At 58.9% G+C, this 15,247-nt stretch carries 13 protein-coding genes; 11 read left to right on the top strand and 2 right to left on the bottom strand.

Annotated features, from left to right (window positions below):
* Positions 1-140 precede the first annotated feature (140 nt).
* From prpC to prpF, 3 genes are all read left to right on the top strand, one after another.
* Positions 141-1,268: a bifunctional 2-methylcitrate synthase/citrate synthase gene (prpC, locus tag AO068_RS16730; protein WP_058401043.1), complete on the top strand. Its 1,128-nt coding sequence runs from the start codon at positions 141-143 to the stop codon at positions 1,266-1,268.
* Between the two features lie 69 nt (positions 1,269-1,337).
* A complete protein-coding gene (acnD, locus tag AO068_RS16725) occupies positions 1,338-3,926 on the top strand; it encodes a Fe/S-dependent 2-methylisocitrate dehydratase AcnD (RefSeq protein ID WP_058408921.1) in 2,589 nt (862 codons plus the stop codon).
* Positions 3,927-4,062: 136 nt separating this feature from the next.
* Positions 4,063-5,244: a 2-methylaconitate cis-trans isomerase PrpF gene (gene prpF, locus AO068_RS16720; protein WP_058408920.1), complete on the top strand. Its 1,182-nt coding sequence runs from the start codon at positions 4,063-4,065 to the stop codon at positions 5,242-5,244.
* A 53-nt stretch (positions 5,245-5,297) separates the two neighbouring features.
* Here the strand turns inward: prpF and ppsR are convergent, their stop codons facing one another.
* Positions 5,298-6,116: a posphoenolpyruvate synthetase regulatory kinase/phosphorylase PpsR gene (gene ppsR, locus AO068_RS16715; protein ID WP_010215814.1), complete on the bottom strand. Its 819-nt coding sequence runs from the start codon at positions 6,114-6,116 to the stop codon at positions 5,298-5,300.
* A gap of 193 nt (positions 6,117-6,309) precedes the next feature.
* On the opposite strand from ppsR, the gene ppsA reads away from it, so the two are divergent.
* From ppsA to AO068_RS16675, 8 genes are all read left to right on the top strand, one after another.
* Entirely contained in the window at positions 6,310-8,685 is a 2,376-nt protein-coding gene (gene ppsA / locus AO068_RS16710) for a phosphoenolpyruvate synthase (protein WP_004667524.1), read from the top strand.
* Between the two features lie 161 nt (positions 8,686-8,846).
* Positions 8,847-9,839, top strand: a complete 993-nt coding sequence (locus AO068_RS16705; protein ID WP_058408919.1) for an alpha/beta fold hydrolase — start codon at positions 8,847-8,849, stop codon at positions 9,837-9,839.
* Positions 9,840-9,926: 87 nt separating this feature from the next.
* Positions 9,927-10,415 carry a ribonuclease E activity regulator RraA gene (gene rraA, locus AO068_RS16700; protein ID WP_058401048.1) on the top strand — a complete coding sequence of 163 codons (489 nt, stop codon included), beginning with the start codon at positions 9,927-9,929 and terminating at the stop codon, positions 10,413-10,415.
* An 11-nt stretch (positions 10,416-10,426) separates the two neighbouring features.
* Positions 10,427-11,422, top strand: a complete 996-nt coding sequence (locus AO068_RS16695) for a zinc transporter ZntB (RefSeq protein ID WP_058408918.1) — start codon at positions 10,427-10,429, stop codon at positions 11,420-11,422.
* Between the two features lie 86 nt (positions 11,423-11,508).
* Positions 11,509-11,757, top strand: a complete 249-nt coding sequence (locus tag AO068_RS16690) for a hypothetical protein (protein WP_002553041.1) — start codon at positions 11,509-11,511, stop codon at positions 11,755-11,757.
* A 2-nt stretch (positions 11,758-11,759) separates the two neighbouring features.
* Complete coding sequence (locus AO068_RS16685) at positions 11,760-12,584, top strand: mechanosensitive ion channel family protein (protein ID WP_058408917.1); 825 nt, start codon at positions 11,760-11,762, stop codon at positions 12,582-12,584.
* A gap of 82 nt (positions 12,585-12,666) precedes the next feature.
* Positions 12,667-13,257 carry an RNA polymerase sigma factor SigX gene (gene sigX / locus AO068_RS16680; RefSeq protein WP_002553043.1) on the top strand — a complete coding sequence of 197 codons (591 nt, stop codon included), beginning with the start codon at positions 12,667-12,669 and terminating at the stop codon, positions 13,255-13,257.
* Between the two features lie 105 nt (positions 13,258-13,362).
* The gene (locus AO068_RS16675; RefSeq protein ID WP_058401050.1) at positions 13,363-14,397 is read left to right on the top strand and encodes an OmpA family protein; all 1,035 of its coding nucleotides are present in this window, start codon (positions 13,363-13,365) and stop codon (positions 14,395-14,397) included.
* An 87-nt stretch (positions 14,398-14,484) separates the two neighbouring features.
* On the opposite strand, the gene cobA is transcribed toward AO068_RS16675, so the two are convergent.
* Entirely contained in the window at positions 14,485-15,246 is a 762-nt protein-coding gene (gene cobA, locus AO068_RS16670) for a uroporphyrinogen-III C-methyltransferase (protein ID WP_058401051.1), read from the bottom strand.
* Position 15,247 lies beyond the last annotated feature (1 nt).

Genomic DNA, 15,247 nt, shown 5'->3' with positions numbered 1-15,247 from the left:
GCGTGGGAACGATCATCATCGTAGTTTGAGCCCCGTTTTCCGGGCTCATTGGGCTGATGTACAACGATGAGCGCTGCCGGTGTGAATTTATCTCGTGACGCTCTGCGTCCCATCACACAAAAACAATAGTGGAGAACATCATGGCTGAAGCAAAAGTATTGAGTGGTGCCGGGCTGCGCGGGCAGGTTGCCGGGCAGACGGCGTTGTCCACGGTGGGCATGGCGGGCGCCGGGCTGACGTATCGCGGCTATGACGTGCGCGAACTGGCCGCTGAGGCCCGGTTCGAGGAAGTTGCCTACCTGCTGCTGTACGGCGAGCTGCCGACCCAGGCCCAGCTGGCTGCTTATCTGGATAAACTCAAGAGCCTGCGCGATCTGCCTCAGGCCCTGAAGGAAGTGCTGGAGCGCATTCCCGCCGACACTCACCCGATGGACGTCATGCGCACCGGCGCGTCAATGCTCGGCACACTGGAACCGGAGCGCAGTTTCGATCAGCAGCGCGATGCCACCGACCGTTTGCTCGCGGCGTTCCCGGCGATCATGTGCTACTGGTATCGCTTCAGTCATGACGGCAAACGCATTGACTGCACAACCGCTGAAGACTCCATCGGCGGGCATTTCCTGCACCTGCTGCTGGATAAGTCCCCCAGCGAACTGCACCGCAAGGTCATGGACGTGTCGTTGATTCTGTACGCCGAACATGAATTCAATGCCTCCACGTTCACTGCCCGCGTCTGCGCGTCGACTCTGTCGGACCTGTTTTCCTGCGTCACCGCAGCCATCGGCACGTTGCGCGGCCCGCTGCATGGCGGTGCCAACGAGGCCGCGATGGAAATGATCCAGCGTTTCGCTTCGGCTGAGGAAGCCACCAAAGGCACCTTGGGGATGCTTGAGCGCAAGGAAAAGATCATGGGTTTCGGTCATGCCATCTACAAAGAGTCCGACCCGCGCAACGAGGTCATCAAGGGCTGGTCGAAGAAGCTTGCCGACGAGGTGGGCGACAGCGTGTTGTTCCCTGTCTCCGAAGCCATCGACAAGGTCATGTGGGAGCAGAAGAAACTGTTCCCCAACGCCGACTTCTACCATGCCTCGGCGTACCACTTCATGGGCATCCCGACCAAGCTGTTCACCCCGATCTTTGTCTGCTCGCGCCTGACCGGCTGGGCCGCTCACGTTTTCGAACAGCGCGCCAACAATCGCATCATCCGTCCGAGCGCCGAATACACCGGCGTCGAACAGCGCAGCTTCCTGCCCATCGAGCAGCGCTGAAAAGGGGGCAGGGGAGCCGCTGACGAGTTCCCCGCCCGCATTCCGAACACTCCGTGATCGAGTCCCGCAATGAACAGTGAATTTCGCAAAACGCTTCCTGGCACCCGACTGGACTATTTCGATGCGCGCGCAGCGGTCGAGGCGCTCAAGCCCGGCGCTTATGCCACGCTGCCCTACACCTCGCGAGTGCTGGCCGAGAACCTCGTGCGCCGTTGTGATCCTGCGACCTTGAGTGCTTCTTTGACCCAGCTCATCGAGCGCAAGCGTGATCTGGACTTTCCGTGGTTCCCTGCGCGGGTGGTCTGCCACGACATTCTGGGGCAGACCGCACTGGTCGATCTTGCCGGCCTGCGCGATGCAATTGCCTCGCAGGGCGGTGATCCTGCGCAGGTAAACCCGGTGGTGCCGGTGCAGCTAATTGTCGACCATTCGCTGGCAGTGGAATCCGACGGTAATGACCCGCAGGCGTTCGCAAAGAACCGCGCCATCGAAGATCGTCGCAACGAAGACCGCTTTCACTTCATTGACTGGACCAAGCAGGCGTTCAAGAACGTCGAAGTGATTCCGCCGGGCAACGGTATCATGCACCAGATCAACCTGGAGAAAATGTCGCCGGTGGTGCAGGTGCTCGACGGCGTAGCCTTTCCCGACACGCTGGTGGGGACAGACAGCCACACGCCACATGTCGACGCGCTGGGCGTGATTGCCATCGGCGTCGGCGGCCTCGAGGCCGAAAACGTCATGCTGGGACGCGCCTCGTGGATGCGCCTGCCGGACATCATCGGCGTCGAACTGACTGGACGCCGTCAGCCGGGTATCACCGCCACCGATGTGGTGCTGGCTCTGACCGAATACCTGCGTCAGCAGAAGGTAGTTGGCGCGTATCTGGAGTTCTATGGTGCAGGTGCGTCGAGCCTGACCCTCGGTGACCGGGCGACGATTTCCAACATGGCACCGGAATACGGCGCGACGGCGGCAATGTTTTCCATTGATTCGCAAACCATCGATTATCTACGCCTGACCGGCCGTGAAGACGAGCAGGTAAAACTCGTCGAGCTGTATGCGCGGCACACCGGTTTGTGGTCGGACAGCCTGCACGAAGTGGAGTACGAGCGCGTGCTGAGCTTCGACCTGTCCAGCGTGGTGCGCAACATGGCCGGGCCGTCCAACCCCCATGCGCGGGTCGCCACTGCGGATCTGGCCGCCAGAGGCATTGCCGGGCAATGGGACGAGGTGCCGGGGCAGATGCCGGATGGCGCAGTGATCATCGCGGCGATTACCAGCTGCACCAACACCAGCAACCCGCGCAATGTGATTTCGGCAGGCCTGCTGGCGCGTAATGCCAATCGTCTGGGGCTGATGCGCAAGCCGTGGGTGAAGTCGTCGCTGGCACCGGGCTCGAAAACCGTGGCGTTGTATCTGGATGCCGCAGGGCTGACGTCCGAACTGGAGCAATTGGGTTTTGGCGTCGTGGCGTTTGCCTGTACCACCTGTAACGGCATGTCCGGCGCGCTGGACCCACTGATCCAGCAGGAAATCATCGACCGCGATCTGTACGCCACTGCGGTGTTGTCGGGTAATCGCAATTTCGACGGGCGTATTCACCCTTACGCCAAACAGGCCTTCCTGGCCTCGCCACCTCTGGTGGTGGCCTACGCCATTGCCGGTACCATCAGGTTTGATATCGAAAACGATGTGCTCGGAATGGCCGATGGCAAAGAGATTCGCCTCAAGGACATTTGGCCGAGCGATGAAGAGATCGATGCCGTGGTGCAGGCGTCGGTGAAGCCGGAGCAGTTTCGTCAGGTCTACATTCCGATGTTCGCCATCGAAGAACACACCGGGCCGAAAGTCGAGCCGCTGTACGACTGGCGCCCGATGAGCACTTACATCCGTCGCCCGCCCTATTGGGAAGGCGCGCTGGCCGGAGAGCGCACGCTCAAGGGCATGCGCGCACTGGCCGTGCTGCCGGACAACATCACCACCGATCACCTGTCACCGTCCAACGCGATCATGCTCGACAGTGCTGCGGGCGAGTATCTGGCGAAAATGGGCGTGCCGGAGGAGGACTTCAACTCCTACGCAACCCACCGGGGCGACCACTTGACGGCCCAGCGGGCAACCTTTGCCAACCCGCAACTGGTCAACGAGATGGCGGTGATCGACGGCAAGGTCAGGAAAGGCTCGCTGACCCGCATCGAGCCCGAGGGCGTGGTTACGCGCATGTGGGAAGCCATTGAAACCTACATGGCCCGCAAGCAACCATTAATCATCATTGCCGGTGCCGATTACGGGCAGGGTTCGTCCCGTGACTGGGCCGCCAAAGGCGTCAGGCTGGCGGGTGTCGAAGCCATCGCCGCAGAAGGTTTCGAGCGTATTCATCGCACCAACCTGGTCGGCATGGGCGTGCTGCCGCTGGAGTTCAAACCGGGCACCAACCGCCTGACGCTGGGCATCGACGGCAGCGAAACCTTCGACGTGATCGGTCAGCGCACACCGCGCGCGACCTTGACGCTGGTGATCCAGCGCCGTAACGGTGAACGTGTGGACGTGCCGGTGACGTGCCGTCTGGACACTGCCGAAGAGCTTTCTATTTATGAGGCTGGCGGCGTACTGCAGCGTTTTGCTCAGGATTTTCTGGAGGCTACTGCATCGTAGCTACGCTGGAGCGTGAGGAACGATAAGCGTGCGCAAGAGCACTATCGTGCCCATGCTTCGCGTGGGCATGCAGTTCTGGACGCTCTGCGTCCGATTTTGAGCGCGCAGCGCGCTCTTTGAACAGGACAACGAATTCATGGCTCATTTACCCCAGATCCGCATCCCCGCCACTTACATGCGTGGTGGCACCAGCAAGGGTGTGTTTTTCAGGCTGACGGACCTGCCCGAAGCTGCACAGATTCAGGGATCGGCGCGGGATGCGTTGCTGCTGCGAGTCATCGGCAGCCCGGACCCCTATGAAAAGCAGATCGACGGCATGGGCGGGGCGACGTCCAGTACCAGCAAAACGGTCATTGTGTCGCGCAGCACCAAGGCCGACCACGATGTCGATTACCTGTTCGGTCAGGTGTCCATCGATAAGCCTTTCATCGACTGGAGCGGCAATTGCGGCAACCTGTCGGCGGCCGTCGGCTCGTTTGCTATCGCCAGTGGTCTGCTCGATGCTGGTCGTGTGCCGCAAGACGGCGTCGTCATCGTGCGTATCTGGCAGGCCAATATCGGCAAGACCATCATCGCCCATGTGCCCGTCAGCAACGGCGAGGTACAGGAAACCGGCGATTTCGAACTGGACGGCGTGACCTTTCCGGCCGCGGAGGTGGCGCTGGAGTTTCTTGATCCGGCAGCGGACGAAGAGGGCGCAGGCGGCTCGATGTTTCCCACCGGCAACCTGGTAGACGACCTTGAAGTGCCCGGTATAGGCACCCTGAAAGCGACCATGATCAACGCCGGTATCCCGACGATTTTCGTCAACGCCGCCGACATAGGCTACAGCGGTACCGAGCTGCAGGGCGATATCAATGGTGATCCGCAGGCGCTTGCCCGTCTGGAAACCATTCGCGCCTACGGTGCCGTGCGCATGGGCCTGATTCGCAGCATTGATGAAGCCGCAACGCGGCAGCACACACCCAAGGTGGCTTTTGTAGCAGCGCCTGCCGATTACCTGTCTTCGAGTGGCAAACCTGTCGTAGCGCAGGATATCGACCTGCTGGTGCGTGCCGTGTCGATGGGCAAGCTGCATCACGCCATGATGGGCACCGCTGCCGTGGCCATCGGCACCGCCGCCGCCATTCCGGGGACGCTGGTCAGCCTGGCGGCTGGTGGACAGTCGCGCAGCGCGGTGCGCTTCGGTCATCCCTCCGGCACGCTGCGGGTCGGCGCGCAGGCTGTTCAGGAAGGCGCTGACTGGAAGGTCACCAAAGCCCTCATGAGCCGCAGCGCCAGAGTGCTGATGGAAGGCTGGGTGCGAGTGCCACAGTAAAACGACTGAAAAAATCAGCTGAAAAAATCAGCTGACGTGGCTACCTTCAACGGTTATTTGAAGCGCCGCTCTACACCTTTTTCGACCAGCACCTTGGCAGAGATTTCTTCCACCGAAAAATGCGTGGAGTTGATGTTGGGAATGTTCTCGCGGCGGAACAGGCTCTCTACCTCGCGCACTTCGAATTCACACTGCGCGTAACTGGAATAGCGGCTGTTTGGCTTGCGCTCGTGACGGATTGCGGTGAGACGGTCCGGGTCAATGGTCAGGCCGAACAGCTTTTCGCGATGCTGCTTGAGCGCCGCAGGCAGTTGCAGCTTCTCCATGTCATCCTCGGTCAGCGGATAGTTGGCGGCCCGGATACCGAATTGCATTGCCATGTACAGGCAGGTCGGGGTTTTGCCGCAGCGCGACACGCCAACCAGGATGATGTCGGCCTTGTCGTAATAATGCGTCCGCGCGCCGTCGTCGTTGTCCAGCGCAAAGTTGACTGCCTCGATGCGCTCCATGTAGTTGGAGTTATGCCCGATGGAGTGCGATTTGCCCACCGAATAGGAAGAGTGTGAACTAAGCTCCTGCTCCAGCGGGGCGAGGAAGGTCGAAAAGATGTCGATCATGAAGCCATTGGACGTCGCCAGAATCTCGCGGATGTCCTGATTGACGATCGTGTCGAAGATGATCGGGCGCACATCGTCCTTGTCGGCGGCATTATTGATTTGTTGTACCATCGCCCGCGCTTTCTCGACGCTGTCGATATAGGGCCTGGTGAACTTGTTGAATGTAATGTTTTCAAATTGTGCCAACAGGCTCTGGCCCAGGGTTTCGGCGGTGATACCGGTGCCGTCCGAGATGAAGAAAGCAGATCGTTTCATTTTTGACCCAGGCCTTAAGCAGTTGACGAATTCTGGCTATCATAGGCGTGCCTGCCTGCAGGTGCGTCTTTTTTGAAGGTACGGTTTCAAGGCATGGGCCTGCGCCCGGCCAGACACGCCCGAGGTCACATCACATGTGATTCGGGTGAATGAGCTTTTCCCAACAACAAACACAGTTAGTGGAGAGATCACCTTGGTAGAGTACGTAGTTTCCCTCGATAAGCTCGGCGTCCATGATGTAGAGCACGTGGGGGGCAAAAACTCGTCCCTCGGCGAGATGATCAGCAACCTCGCAGGTGCTGGCGTCTCAGTGCCCGGCGGCTTCGCGACTACGGCCCAGGCTTACCGTGATTTTCTTGAGCTGAGCGGTCTGAACGATCAGATCCATGCTGCGCTGGACGCGCTCGATGTCGATGACGTCAACGCCCTGGCCCGCACCGGTGCGCAGATTCGCCAGTGGATCATGGAAGCCGAGTTTCCCGAGACGCTCAACGCCCAGATTCGTACTGCATTTGCCGAGCTGTCAGCCGGCAATCCGAACCTGGCGGTGGCCGTGCGCTCTTCTGCGACCGCTGAAGACCTGCCGGATGCCTCGTTCGCAGGCCAGCAGGAGACTTTCCTGAACATTCGCGGTGTCGAGAACGTTATCCGCGCTGCCAAGGAAGTCTTCGCTTCGCTGTTCAATGACCGTGCCATTTCCTATCGCGTGCACCAGGGCTTCGACCACAAGCTGGTCGCGCTGTCGGCGGGTGTGCAGCGTATGGTGCGTTCCGAAACCGGAACGGCGGGCGTCATGTTCACCCTCGACACCGAATCCGGTTTCCGCGATGTGGTGTTCATTACCGGTGCCTACGGCCTGGGCGAGACGGTTGTGCAGGGCGCGGTCAACCCGGACGAGTTCTACGTGCATAAGGACACGCTGGCTGCTGGCCGTCCGGCGATTCTGCGGCGCAATCTGGGTAGCAAGGCTATCAAGATGATTTACGGCGAAGAAGCCAAGGCTGGTCGTTCGGTCAAGGTGATCGACGTAGAGCCTGCTGATCGTGCGCGCTTCTGCCTGACCGATGCCGAAGTCTCGGAACTGGCTAAACAGGCAATGATCATCGAGAAACACTACAAGTGCCCGATGGATATCGAATGGGCCAAGGACGGTGACGACGGCAAGCTGTACATCGTGCAGGCGCGTCCGGAAACCGTGAAAAGCCGCGCCTCGGCCAACGTCATGGAACGCTACCTGCTCAAGGAGACCGGCAAGGTGCTGGTCGAAGGTCGTGCCATCGGCCAGCGCATCGGCGCAGGCAAGGTGCGGATCATCAAGGACGTGTCCGAGATGGACAAGGTCCAGCCTGGTGACGTGCTGGTGTCCGACATGACCGACCCGGACTGGGAACCGGTCATGAAGCGCGCCAGCGCAATTGTCACCAACCGTGGCGGTCGTACCTGCCACGCCGCGATCATCGCGCGCGAGCTGGGCATTCCGGCAGTGGTCGGTTGTGGCAACGCCACCCAGACGCTGCAGGATGGTCAGGGCGTAACGGTTTCCTGTGCAGAAGGCGACACCGGCTACATCTTTGAAGGCGAGCTGGGTTTCGACATCAAGACCAACTCGGTCGATGCGATGCCCGAGCTGCCGTTCAAGATCATGATGAACGTCGGCAACCCGGATCGTGCGTTTGATTTCGCCCAGTTGCCCAACGCCGGTGTCGGTCTTGCGCGTCTGGAGTTCATCATCAACCGCATGATCGGCGTGCACCCCAAGGCGCTGCTCAACTATTCGCTGCTGCCGCCGGAAATCAAGGAAAGCGTCGACAAGCGCATCGCCGGTTACCATGATCCGGTCGGTTTCTACGTCGACAAACTGGTCGAGGGCATCAGCACCCTGGCCGCCGCGTTCACGCCGAAAAAGGTCATCGTGCGTCTGTCGGACTTCAAGTCCAACGAGTACGCGAACCTGATCGGCGGCAAGCTATACGAGCCTGAAGAAGAAAACCCGATGCTGGGCTTTCGCGGTGCTTCGCGCTATATCAGCGAGAACTTCCGCGACTGTTTCGAGCTGGAGTGCCGTGCGCTCAAGCGCGTGCGTGAAGAGATGGGCCTGACCAACGTCGAGATCATGGTGCCATTCGTCCGGACGCTGGGTGAGGCGAGTCAGGTCATCGACCTGCTGGCCGCCAATGGCCTGAAACGTGGCGAAAACGGCCTGCGCATCATCATGATGTGCGAGTTGCCGTCCAATGCGATTCTGGCCGAAGAGTTCCTCGAGTATTTCGACGGTTTCTCCATCGGCTCCAACGACCTGACCCAGCTGACACTTGGCCTTGATCGCGACTCCGGCGTCATTGCCCACCTGTTCGACGAGCGTAACCCGGCGGTCAAGAAGCTGCTGTCCAATGCCATTCAGGCGTGCAACAAGGCGGGCAAGTACATCGGCATCTGCGGCCAAGGCCCTTCCGACCATCCTGATCTGGCGCGTTGGCTGATGGATCAAGGGATCGAGAGCGTATCGCTCAACCCTGATTCGGTGCTGGAAACCTGGTTCTTCCTCGCCGAGGCGCAGGCGCCTGTCTGAGGCGACACGGCCTTCTTGTGACGCGAGGGTGGCCTGAGCCGTCATGTGCTTCAGGTGTTTGAAAGAGGCGGTTTCTTCGGAAGCCGCCTTTTTTATGGCGTGCCGCGATAGCCCCGGAGCCCGATGTTTCATCCCGTCTGTCAAGCCAGATAAAGAGTGATATGCAAAGCAGTAGCCAGCTTTTTCCCGTTGCCTTGATCAGCGCCGAGCGTCGCGGCGATCTTGTCGAGGACGTCTACCGTCTCAAGCCAGCCAACAGCCCGGACCCCAGCGTCGAACTGGTGGTGACCCGACTGGGGCTGGTCGATCAGCCCGATGTGCGCGGCATCCCGGTGATTCTGCTGCATGGCAGTTTTTCCAACCGGCGTTTCTGGTATTCGCCCAAAGGTATCGGTCTTGGGCCGTATCTGGCGCGTGCCGGTTATGACGTCTGGATCCCGGAAATGCGCGGGCACGGTTTGTCGGCACGCAACCAGAACTATCGCGCCAACTGTGTGGCTGACTATGCCCGTTTCGACGTGCCCGCCATTGCCGCTTTCGTCTGCGAGCAAAGTGGTCAGATACCGCACTGGATAGGTCACTCGCTGGGCGGCACAACCCTGGCGGCCGCCTTGGGCGGCCAATACCTGGGGCCGGAAACTGCAGCGTCGGTGGCGTTGTTCGGCAGTCAGGTCAGCCGCACGTACTGGCCACTGAAAATTCCGCCGCTGCAATGGTCCGCGCGGCTGTTGCTCAGGTCCTTCGAACATGTCTCGGGGCCGCGTTTCAAGCGTGGGCCGGAAGATGAGCCGATAGGGCTGGTGCTGGAAAGCCTGCGCTGGCACGGGCTGTTCGGGCGTTTTGGCGAGCGCGACAACAACTGGTGGGCCGGGCTTAAGGAGGTTCAGGTGCCGTTGCTGGCCGTTGCTGCGGCTGGCGATCATCAGGACCCGGTGTGGGCCTGTCGCACGCTGTTCGATCAGATCGGATCAGAGCAGCACAAACAGTTTCTTTGTCTGGGGCGCGAGCACGGCTTTGACGAAGACTTCGACCACGTGCGGATGCTGGTCAGCAAGGCCGCGCAGCAACAGGTCTGGCCGCGGGTCATCGCGTGGCTGAACGAGCAGAATGTTCCTGAACAGGTTGTAGAGTTTCAGGCGGCGGTGGGCAGTTAGCGGTTAAAGTCGCTATGGTTAGCGTCAGCCGGTCGCGCCTGATTCATCAGGCCGGTCCGTATCAATCCCGAGACAGGAGTTGACCTCATGCACTACATCACCCCCGATCTGTGTGACGCCTATCCGGACCTGATTCAGGTCGTGGAGCCGATGTTCAGCAATTTTGGCGGTCGCGATTCGTTTGGTGGCCAGATCGTCACCGTTAAATGTTTCGAAGACAACTCGCTGGTCAAAGAGCAGGTCGAGCTCGACGGCAAGGGCAAGGTGTTGGTGGTCGACGGTGGTGGTTCGCTGCGTTGTGCCTTGCTCGGTGACATGCTGGCAGAGAAAGCGGCCAAAAGCGGCTGGGAAGGTATGTTGATTTACGGTTGCATCCGCGATGTCGACGTCATCGCGCAGACCGATCTGGGTGTTCAGGCATTGGCCAGCCATCCAAAAAAAACCGAGAAACGCGGAATCGGTGACCTGAATGTGTTGGTCACCTTCGGTGGCGTGACCTTCCGTCCGGGAGAGTATCTGTATGCCGACAACAATGGCGTCATCATTTCCCCTTCACCCCTGACCATGCCGGAATAAGCGAAGTATCCATGTTCGATGAAGCAAACGCGCAGTGGGGGCTGGTTCATGCCCTCGTATTGGACGGTAAAGGCGGGGCGCGTTTCATCGCTCGAACCGAGTTGCAGGACCTTGAGCTGCAGCCACAGGAAAGTCTGTGGCTGCATTGGGATCGCAGTCATCCGCAGACCCATACATGGCTGCGCACCGGTAGCGGTCTGAGCGAATTTGCCTGCGACCTGTTGCTTGAAGAAAACACCCGGCCGCGTCTGCTGCCGTTGCCGGAGCAAGAGTTGCTGCTGTTTCTGCGCGGGGTGAACCTCAACCCCGGTGCCGAACCGGAAGACATGGTCTCGGTGCGCATTTTTGCTGCTGCGCAGCGGGTGATCTCGTTGCGCCTGCGTCCGCTGCGGGCCACTGAGGAACTGATCGAGAGGCTGGGACAGGGTAAAGGCCCCACCAGTGCCTCGGAGTTGATCCTGTACCTGGCGCAATACCTGACTGACAAGGTTCAGGACCTGGTCGGCGAACTCACCGAATCGGTCGATGAAGAGGAAGAAAAAACCGACGCCGACGAACGGTACAGCCCCGAGCATGGCAAACTGCTGCATATTCGTCGACGCGCAGCCGGTTTACGCCGGTTTCTCGGGCCGCAGCGCGATATTTATGGCCAGCTTTCGCGGATTAAACTGTCGTGGTTCGCGCATGACGACGCCGATTACTGGAATGAGCTGAACAACAGCCTGACGCGCTATCTGGAAGAGCTCGAGCTGACCCGCGAGCGGGTAGGGCTGCTGCTGGAGTCCGAAGACCGGCGCTTGCGCGAGCACATGAACCGCACCATGTACCGTTTCGGGATCATTACCGGTATCTTCCTGCCCATGAGTTTTCTCACCGGTTTGCTGGGTATCAATGTCGGCGGCATACCCGGTTCTGACAGTTCATACGGCTTTCTGGTGGCGTGCTCGCTGATTGTTGCGTTAGCCGTCGGGCAGTGGTGGCTATTCAAGCGATTGCGCTGGGTATGAGTACGGGCTTGTCCGGGTTTTTGACGGGCGCGTGTGACTTGTTGTTTTCGCGTCGCGTCTTTGACTGACATTACGTGAGGTGCCTGATGCACGATCCGTTTGAAGAATCTTTACGCGACATGCTCAATTCTTCATCCTCCAGCCGGGATGATGACGCATGTCTGGGACGCGTCCTGAAAACCGCCAATCGCCAGGTCGGTGCCGGTGTGTTGTTCGGGTTGCTGGGCCGTTGGTCAGAAGCACTGATGATTGCCGTGAACAACGGCTCTGCCCACGTCTCTCCTGTTTCTCGCCGCACCATTCCGGGTGCCCGTTCTATCGATAAGGCTGATTGAGCATGGAATTGAATCTCTGGACCCAGAGCCTTCTTGCTGCAATGACTGCATTGTGGACCAAAGTCGCAAATTTCATCCCTAACCTGTTCGGCGCCCTTGTTGTGGTGCTGCTGGGTTTTGTCGTCGCCAAACTGCTCGACGCGCTGCTTTCCAAACTGCTGGCCAAACTGGGCCTGGATCGTCTGGTCGGCGGTACCGGTCTGACCAAGATTATCGGCCGCGCCGGCGTCAAGGTGCCGATCTCAACCCTGATCGGTAAAATCGTCTACTGGTTTGTCCTACTGATTTTCCTCGTCTCGGCTGCCGAATCCCTGGGGCTGCAGCGGGTTTCAGCTACGCTGGACATGCTGGCGCTGTATCTGCCCAAGGTATTTGGTGCCGCGCTGGTGCTGCTGGTTGGCGTGCTGCTGGCGCAACTGGTCAATGGGCTGGTACGCGGCGCAGCCGAAGGCGTAGGTATCGACTACTCTGCCGGCCTGGGGCGAATTGCTCAGGGTCTGGTCATCATCATCAGTATTTCGGTTGCGATCAGCCAGCTTGAGGTCAAGACCGACCTGCTGAACCACGTTATTGTGATTGCCTTGATTACCGTTGGTCTGACAGTGGCGCTTGCCCTGGGCCTCGGCAGTCGGGAGATTGCCGGGCAGATCATCGCCGGAATTTATGTTCGTGAGCTGTTTCAGGTGGGCCAGCAGGTGCGGGTGGGCGATACGGAAGGTCAGATCGAGGAAATCGGTACGGTCAAGACAACGCTACTGACAGACGATGGGGAGCTGGTGTCGTTTTCCAATCGCATCCTGCTCGAGCAGAGAGTAAGCAGCCGTTAAGCGGTTAACCTGCTAATGTATGCCGCCAGGTTGCCGATACAGGCCGTGGCGGACACTGACCTGACTGTCGGCAAGATTTGTTTTGAATAAACCTCAACCGTTTTCGACGCGCTACGATCCCCGCGAGCTCTCTGATGAGGAGCTGGTCGCGCGCGCCCATGTTGAGCTGTTCAATGTGACGCGGGCTTATGAAGAATTGATGCGTCGTTACCAGAGAACACTTTTTAACGTCTGCGCACGTTATTTAGGGAACGATCGCGATGCTGACGATGTCTGTCAGGAGGTGATGCTTAAGGTGTTGTATGGGTTGAAAAATTTTGAAGGTAAATCTAAATTTAAGACTTGGCTTTACAGCATCACCTACAATGAATGCATCACGCAGTACAGGAAGGAACGGCGTAAGCGTCGCTTGATGGACGCTTTGAGTCTGGATCCACTTGAGGAAGCGTCGGAAGAAAAGACGCCCAAACCTGAAGAGCGGGGCGGACTTGATCGCTGGCTTGTGTATGTGAACCCGATCGATCGGGAGATTCTGGTCCTGCGTTTTGTTGCAGAACTTGAATTCCAGGAGATTGCTGACATCATGCACATGGGCTTGAGCGCAACGAAAATGCGTTACAAGCGGGCTTTAGATAAATTACGAGAGAAATTTGCGGGAATCGCCGAAACTTAATACGGTGCAAATATCTCTAAAGAACTGGCGAGGTCTGGTAGACTCGCCGCTGAGTTGTCCCCCTGTGTGGGACCGCTTAATAATCATCAGATGGGGATTTAACGGATGAAACTGAAAAACACCTTGGGCTTGGCCATTGGTACTATTGTTGCCGCAACTTCGTTCGGCGCTCTGGCTCAAGGCCAAGGCGCAGTCGAAATCGAAGGCTTCGCCAAGAAAGAAATGTACGACAGCGCCCGTGATTTCAAAAACAACGGCAACCTGTTCGGCGGTTCGATTGGCTACTTCCTGACCGACGACGTTGAATTGCGTCTGGGCTACGACGAAGTTCACAACGTTCGTAGCGATGATGGCAAGAACATCAAGGGCGCCGACACCGCTCTGGACGCTCTGTACCACTTCAACAACCCAGGCGACATGCTGCGTCCATACGTTTCTGCCGGTTTCTCCGATCAGAGCATTGGCCAGAACGGTCGCAACGGTCGTAACGGTTCCACCTTCGCCAACATCGGCGGCGGTGCCAAGCTGTACTTCACCGACAATTTCTATGCTCGTGCTGGCGTTGAAGCTCAGTACAACATCGACCAGGGCGACACCGAGTGGGCGCCTAGCGTCGGTATCGGCGTAAACTTCGGCGGCGGCAGCAAGAAAGTTGAAGCAGCACCAGCTCCAGTAGCTGAAGTGTGCTCCGACAGCGACAACGACGGCGTGTGCGACAACGTCGACAAGTGCCCTGACACCCCAGCCAACGTAACCGTTGACGCTGATGGCTGCCCAGCAGTTGCTGAAGTCGTTCGTGTTGAGCTGGACGTGAAGTTCGATTTCGACAAATCCGTAGTCAAGCCTAACAGCTACGGCGACATCAAGAACCTCGCTGACTTCATGCAGCAGTACCCACAGACCACCACCACTGTTGAAGGTCACACTGACTCCGTCGGTCCTGACGCTTACAACCAAAAACTGTCCGAGCGTCGTGCAAACGCCGTTAAACAGGTTCTGGTTAACCAGTACGGTGTTGGCGCTAGCCGCGTAAACTCGGTTGGTTACGGCGAATCCCGTCCAGTTGCTGACAACGCAACTGAAGCTGGCCGCGCAGTTAACCGTCGCGTAGAAGCAGAAGTAGAAGCTCAAGCTAAGTAATTAGCCGCTTATACTGAAAAGCCCGGCTTAGGCCGGGCTTTTCTTTGCCTGCGATTTGCTCAGGCAGACGATCCTCAAGGGGCAGGGTCAGCCGGCATTCAGCTGTGCGTGATCCATCAGCGTTTGATTCAGCAGCTCATTGCTGCACGCGGCAACCGCGCCGATCACCAGAATGGCAGGGCTCTTCAGCTCGAAAGCGCTGGCGTCGCGCTGCATTGCATTCAACGTGCTGCGGCACTCGCGCTGCCAGGGCAGTGAAGCATTCTCGATCATCGCCACCGGCATCTCGCCACTCATTCCGCCAGCCAGCAGGCTCTCGCGAATTTCCGCCAGCTTTGCCACGCCCATGTAGACCACCAGAGTAGTTCCGCCTTGCGCGAGGGCCTGCCAGTTGAGGCTGCTGTCGTCCTGGGTATGGGCAGTGACCAGTGTTACGCCACGGCTTATGCCGCGCAGGGTCAGCGAAATGCCGCACTGTGTTGCGCCTGCAAGCCCCGCCGTGATGCCGTTGACCAGTTCCACCGCGACGCCGCGTTCCTGCAACCACTGCGCCTCTTCACCGCCACGGCCAAAGATGCACGGATCGCCGCCCTTGAGGCGCACAACGCATTTGCCCTGACGTACATAGCGCAGCATCAGGCGATGGATGAACGCTTGTGGCGTTGAACGGCAACCGCCGCGTTTGCCGACCGCAATAACTCGCGCATTCGGGCAGTGCTCAAGCACTGCGGTATTGACCAGATCATCGATCAGCACCACATCGGCTTCGTGCAAGGCACGCACTGCCTTGAGGGTGAGTAATTCCGGGTCACCGGGACCGGCGCCCACCAGCCATACTTTTGCGCTCATG

This window comes from Pseudomonas sp. ICMP 3272, from assembly GCF_001466905.1.
Classification (GTDB): domain Bacteria; phylum Pseudomonadota; class Gammaproteobacteria; order Pseudomonadales; family Pseudomonadaceae; genus Aquipseudomonas; species Aquipseudomonas amygdali.
This window is presented reverse-complemented; position numbering and strand designations above follow the sequence as displayed.

Bases quoted from the DNA above. Each gene is read 5' to 3' on its own strand.
- cobA (WP_058401051.1), bottom strand. From the start codon at position 15,246: ATGAGCGCAAAAGTATGGCTGGTGGGCGCCGGTCCCGGTGACCCGGAA.
- prpF (WP_058408920.1), top strand. From the start codon at position 4,063: ATGGCTCATTTACCCCAGATCCGCATCCCCGCCACTTACATGCGTGGT.
- AO068_RS16695 (WP_058408918.1), top strand. From the start codon at position 10,427: ATGTTCGATGAAGCAAACGCGCAGTGGGGGCTGGTTCATGCCCTCGTA.
- AO068_RS16705 (WP_058408919.1), top strand. From the start codon at position 8,847: ATGCAAAGCAGTAGCCAGCTTTTTCCCGTTGCCTTGATCAGCGCCGAG.
- rraA (WP_058401048.1), top strand. From the start codon at position 9,927: ATGCACTACATCACCCCCGATCTGTGTGACGCCTATCCGGACCTGATT.
- acnD (WP_058408921.1), top strand. From the start codon at position 1,338: ATGAACAGTGAATTTCGCAAAACGCTTCCTGGCACCCGACTGGACTAT.
- AO068_RS16690 (WP_002553041.1), top strand. From the start codon at position 11,509: ATGCACGATCCGTTTGAAGAATCTTTACGCGACATGCTCAATTCTTCA.
- ppsR (WP_010215814.1), bottom strand. From the start codon at position 6,116: ATGAAACGATCTGCTTTCTTCATCTCGGACGGCACCGGTATCACCGCC.
- prpC (WP_058401043.1), top strand. From the start codon at position 141: ATGGCTGAAGCAAAAGTATTGAGTGGTGCCGGGCTGCGCGGGCAGGTT.
- AO068_RS16675 (WP_058401050.1), top strand. From the start codon at position 13,363: ATGAAACTGAAAAACACCTTGGGCTTGGCCATTGGTACTATTGTTGCC.
- AO068_RS16685 (WP_058408917.1), top strand. From the start codon at position 11,760: ATGGAATTGAATCTCTGGACCCAGAGCCTTCTTGCTGCAATGACTGCA.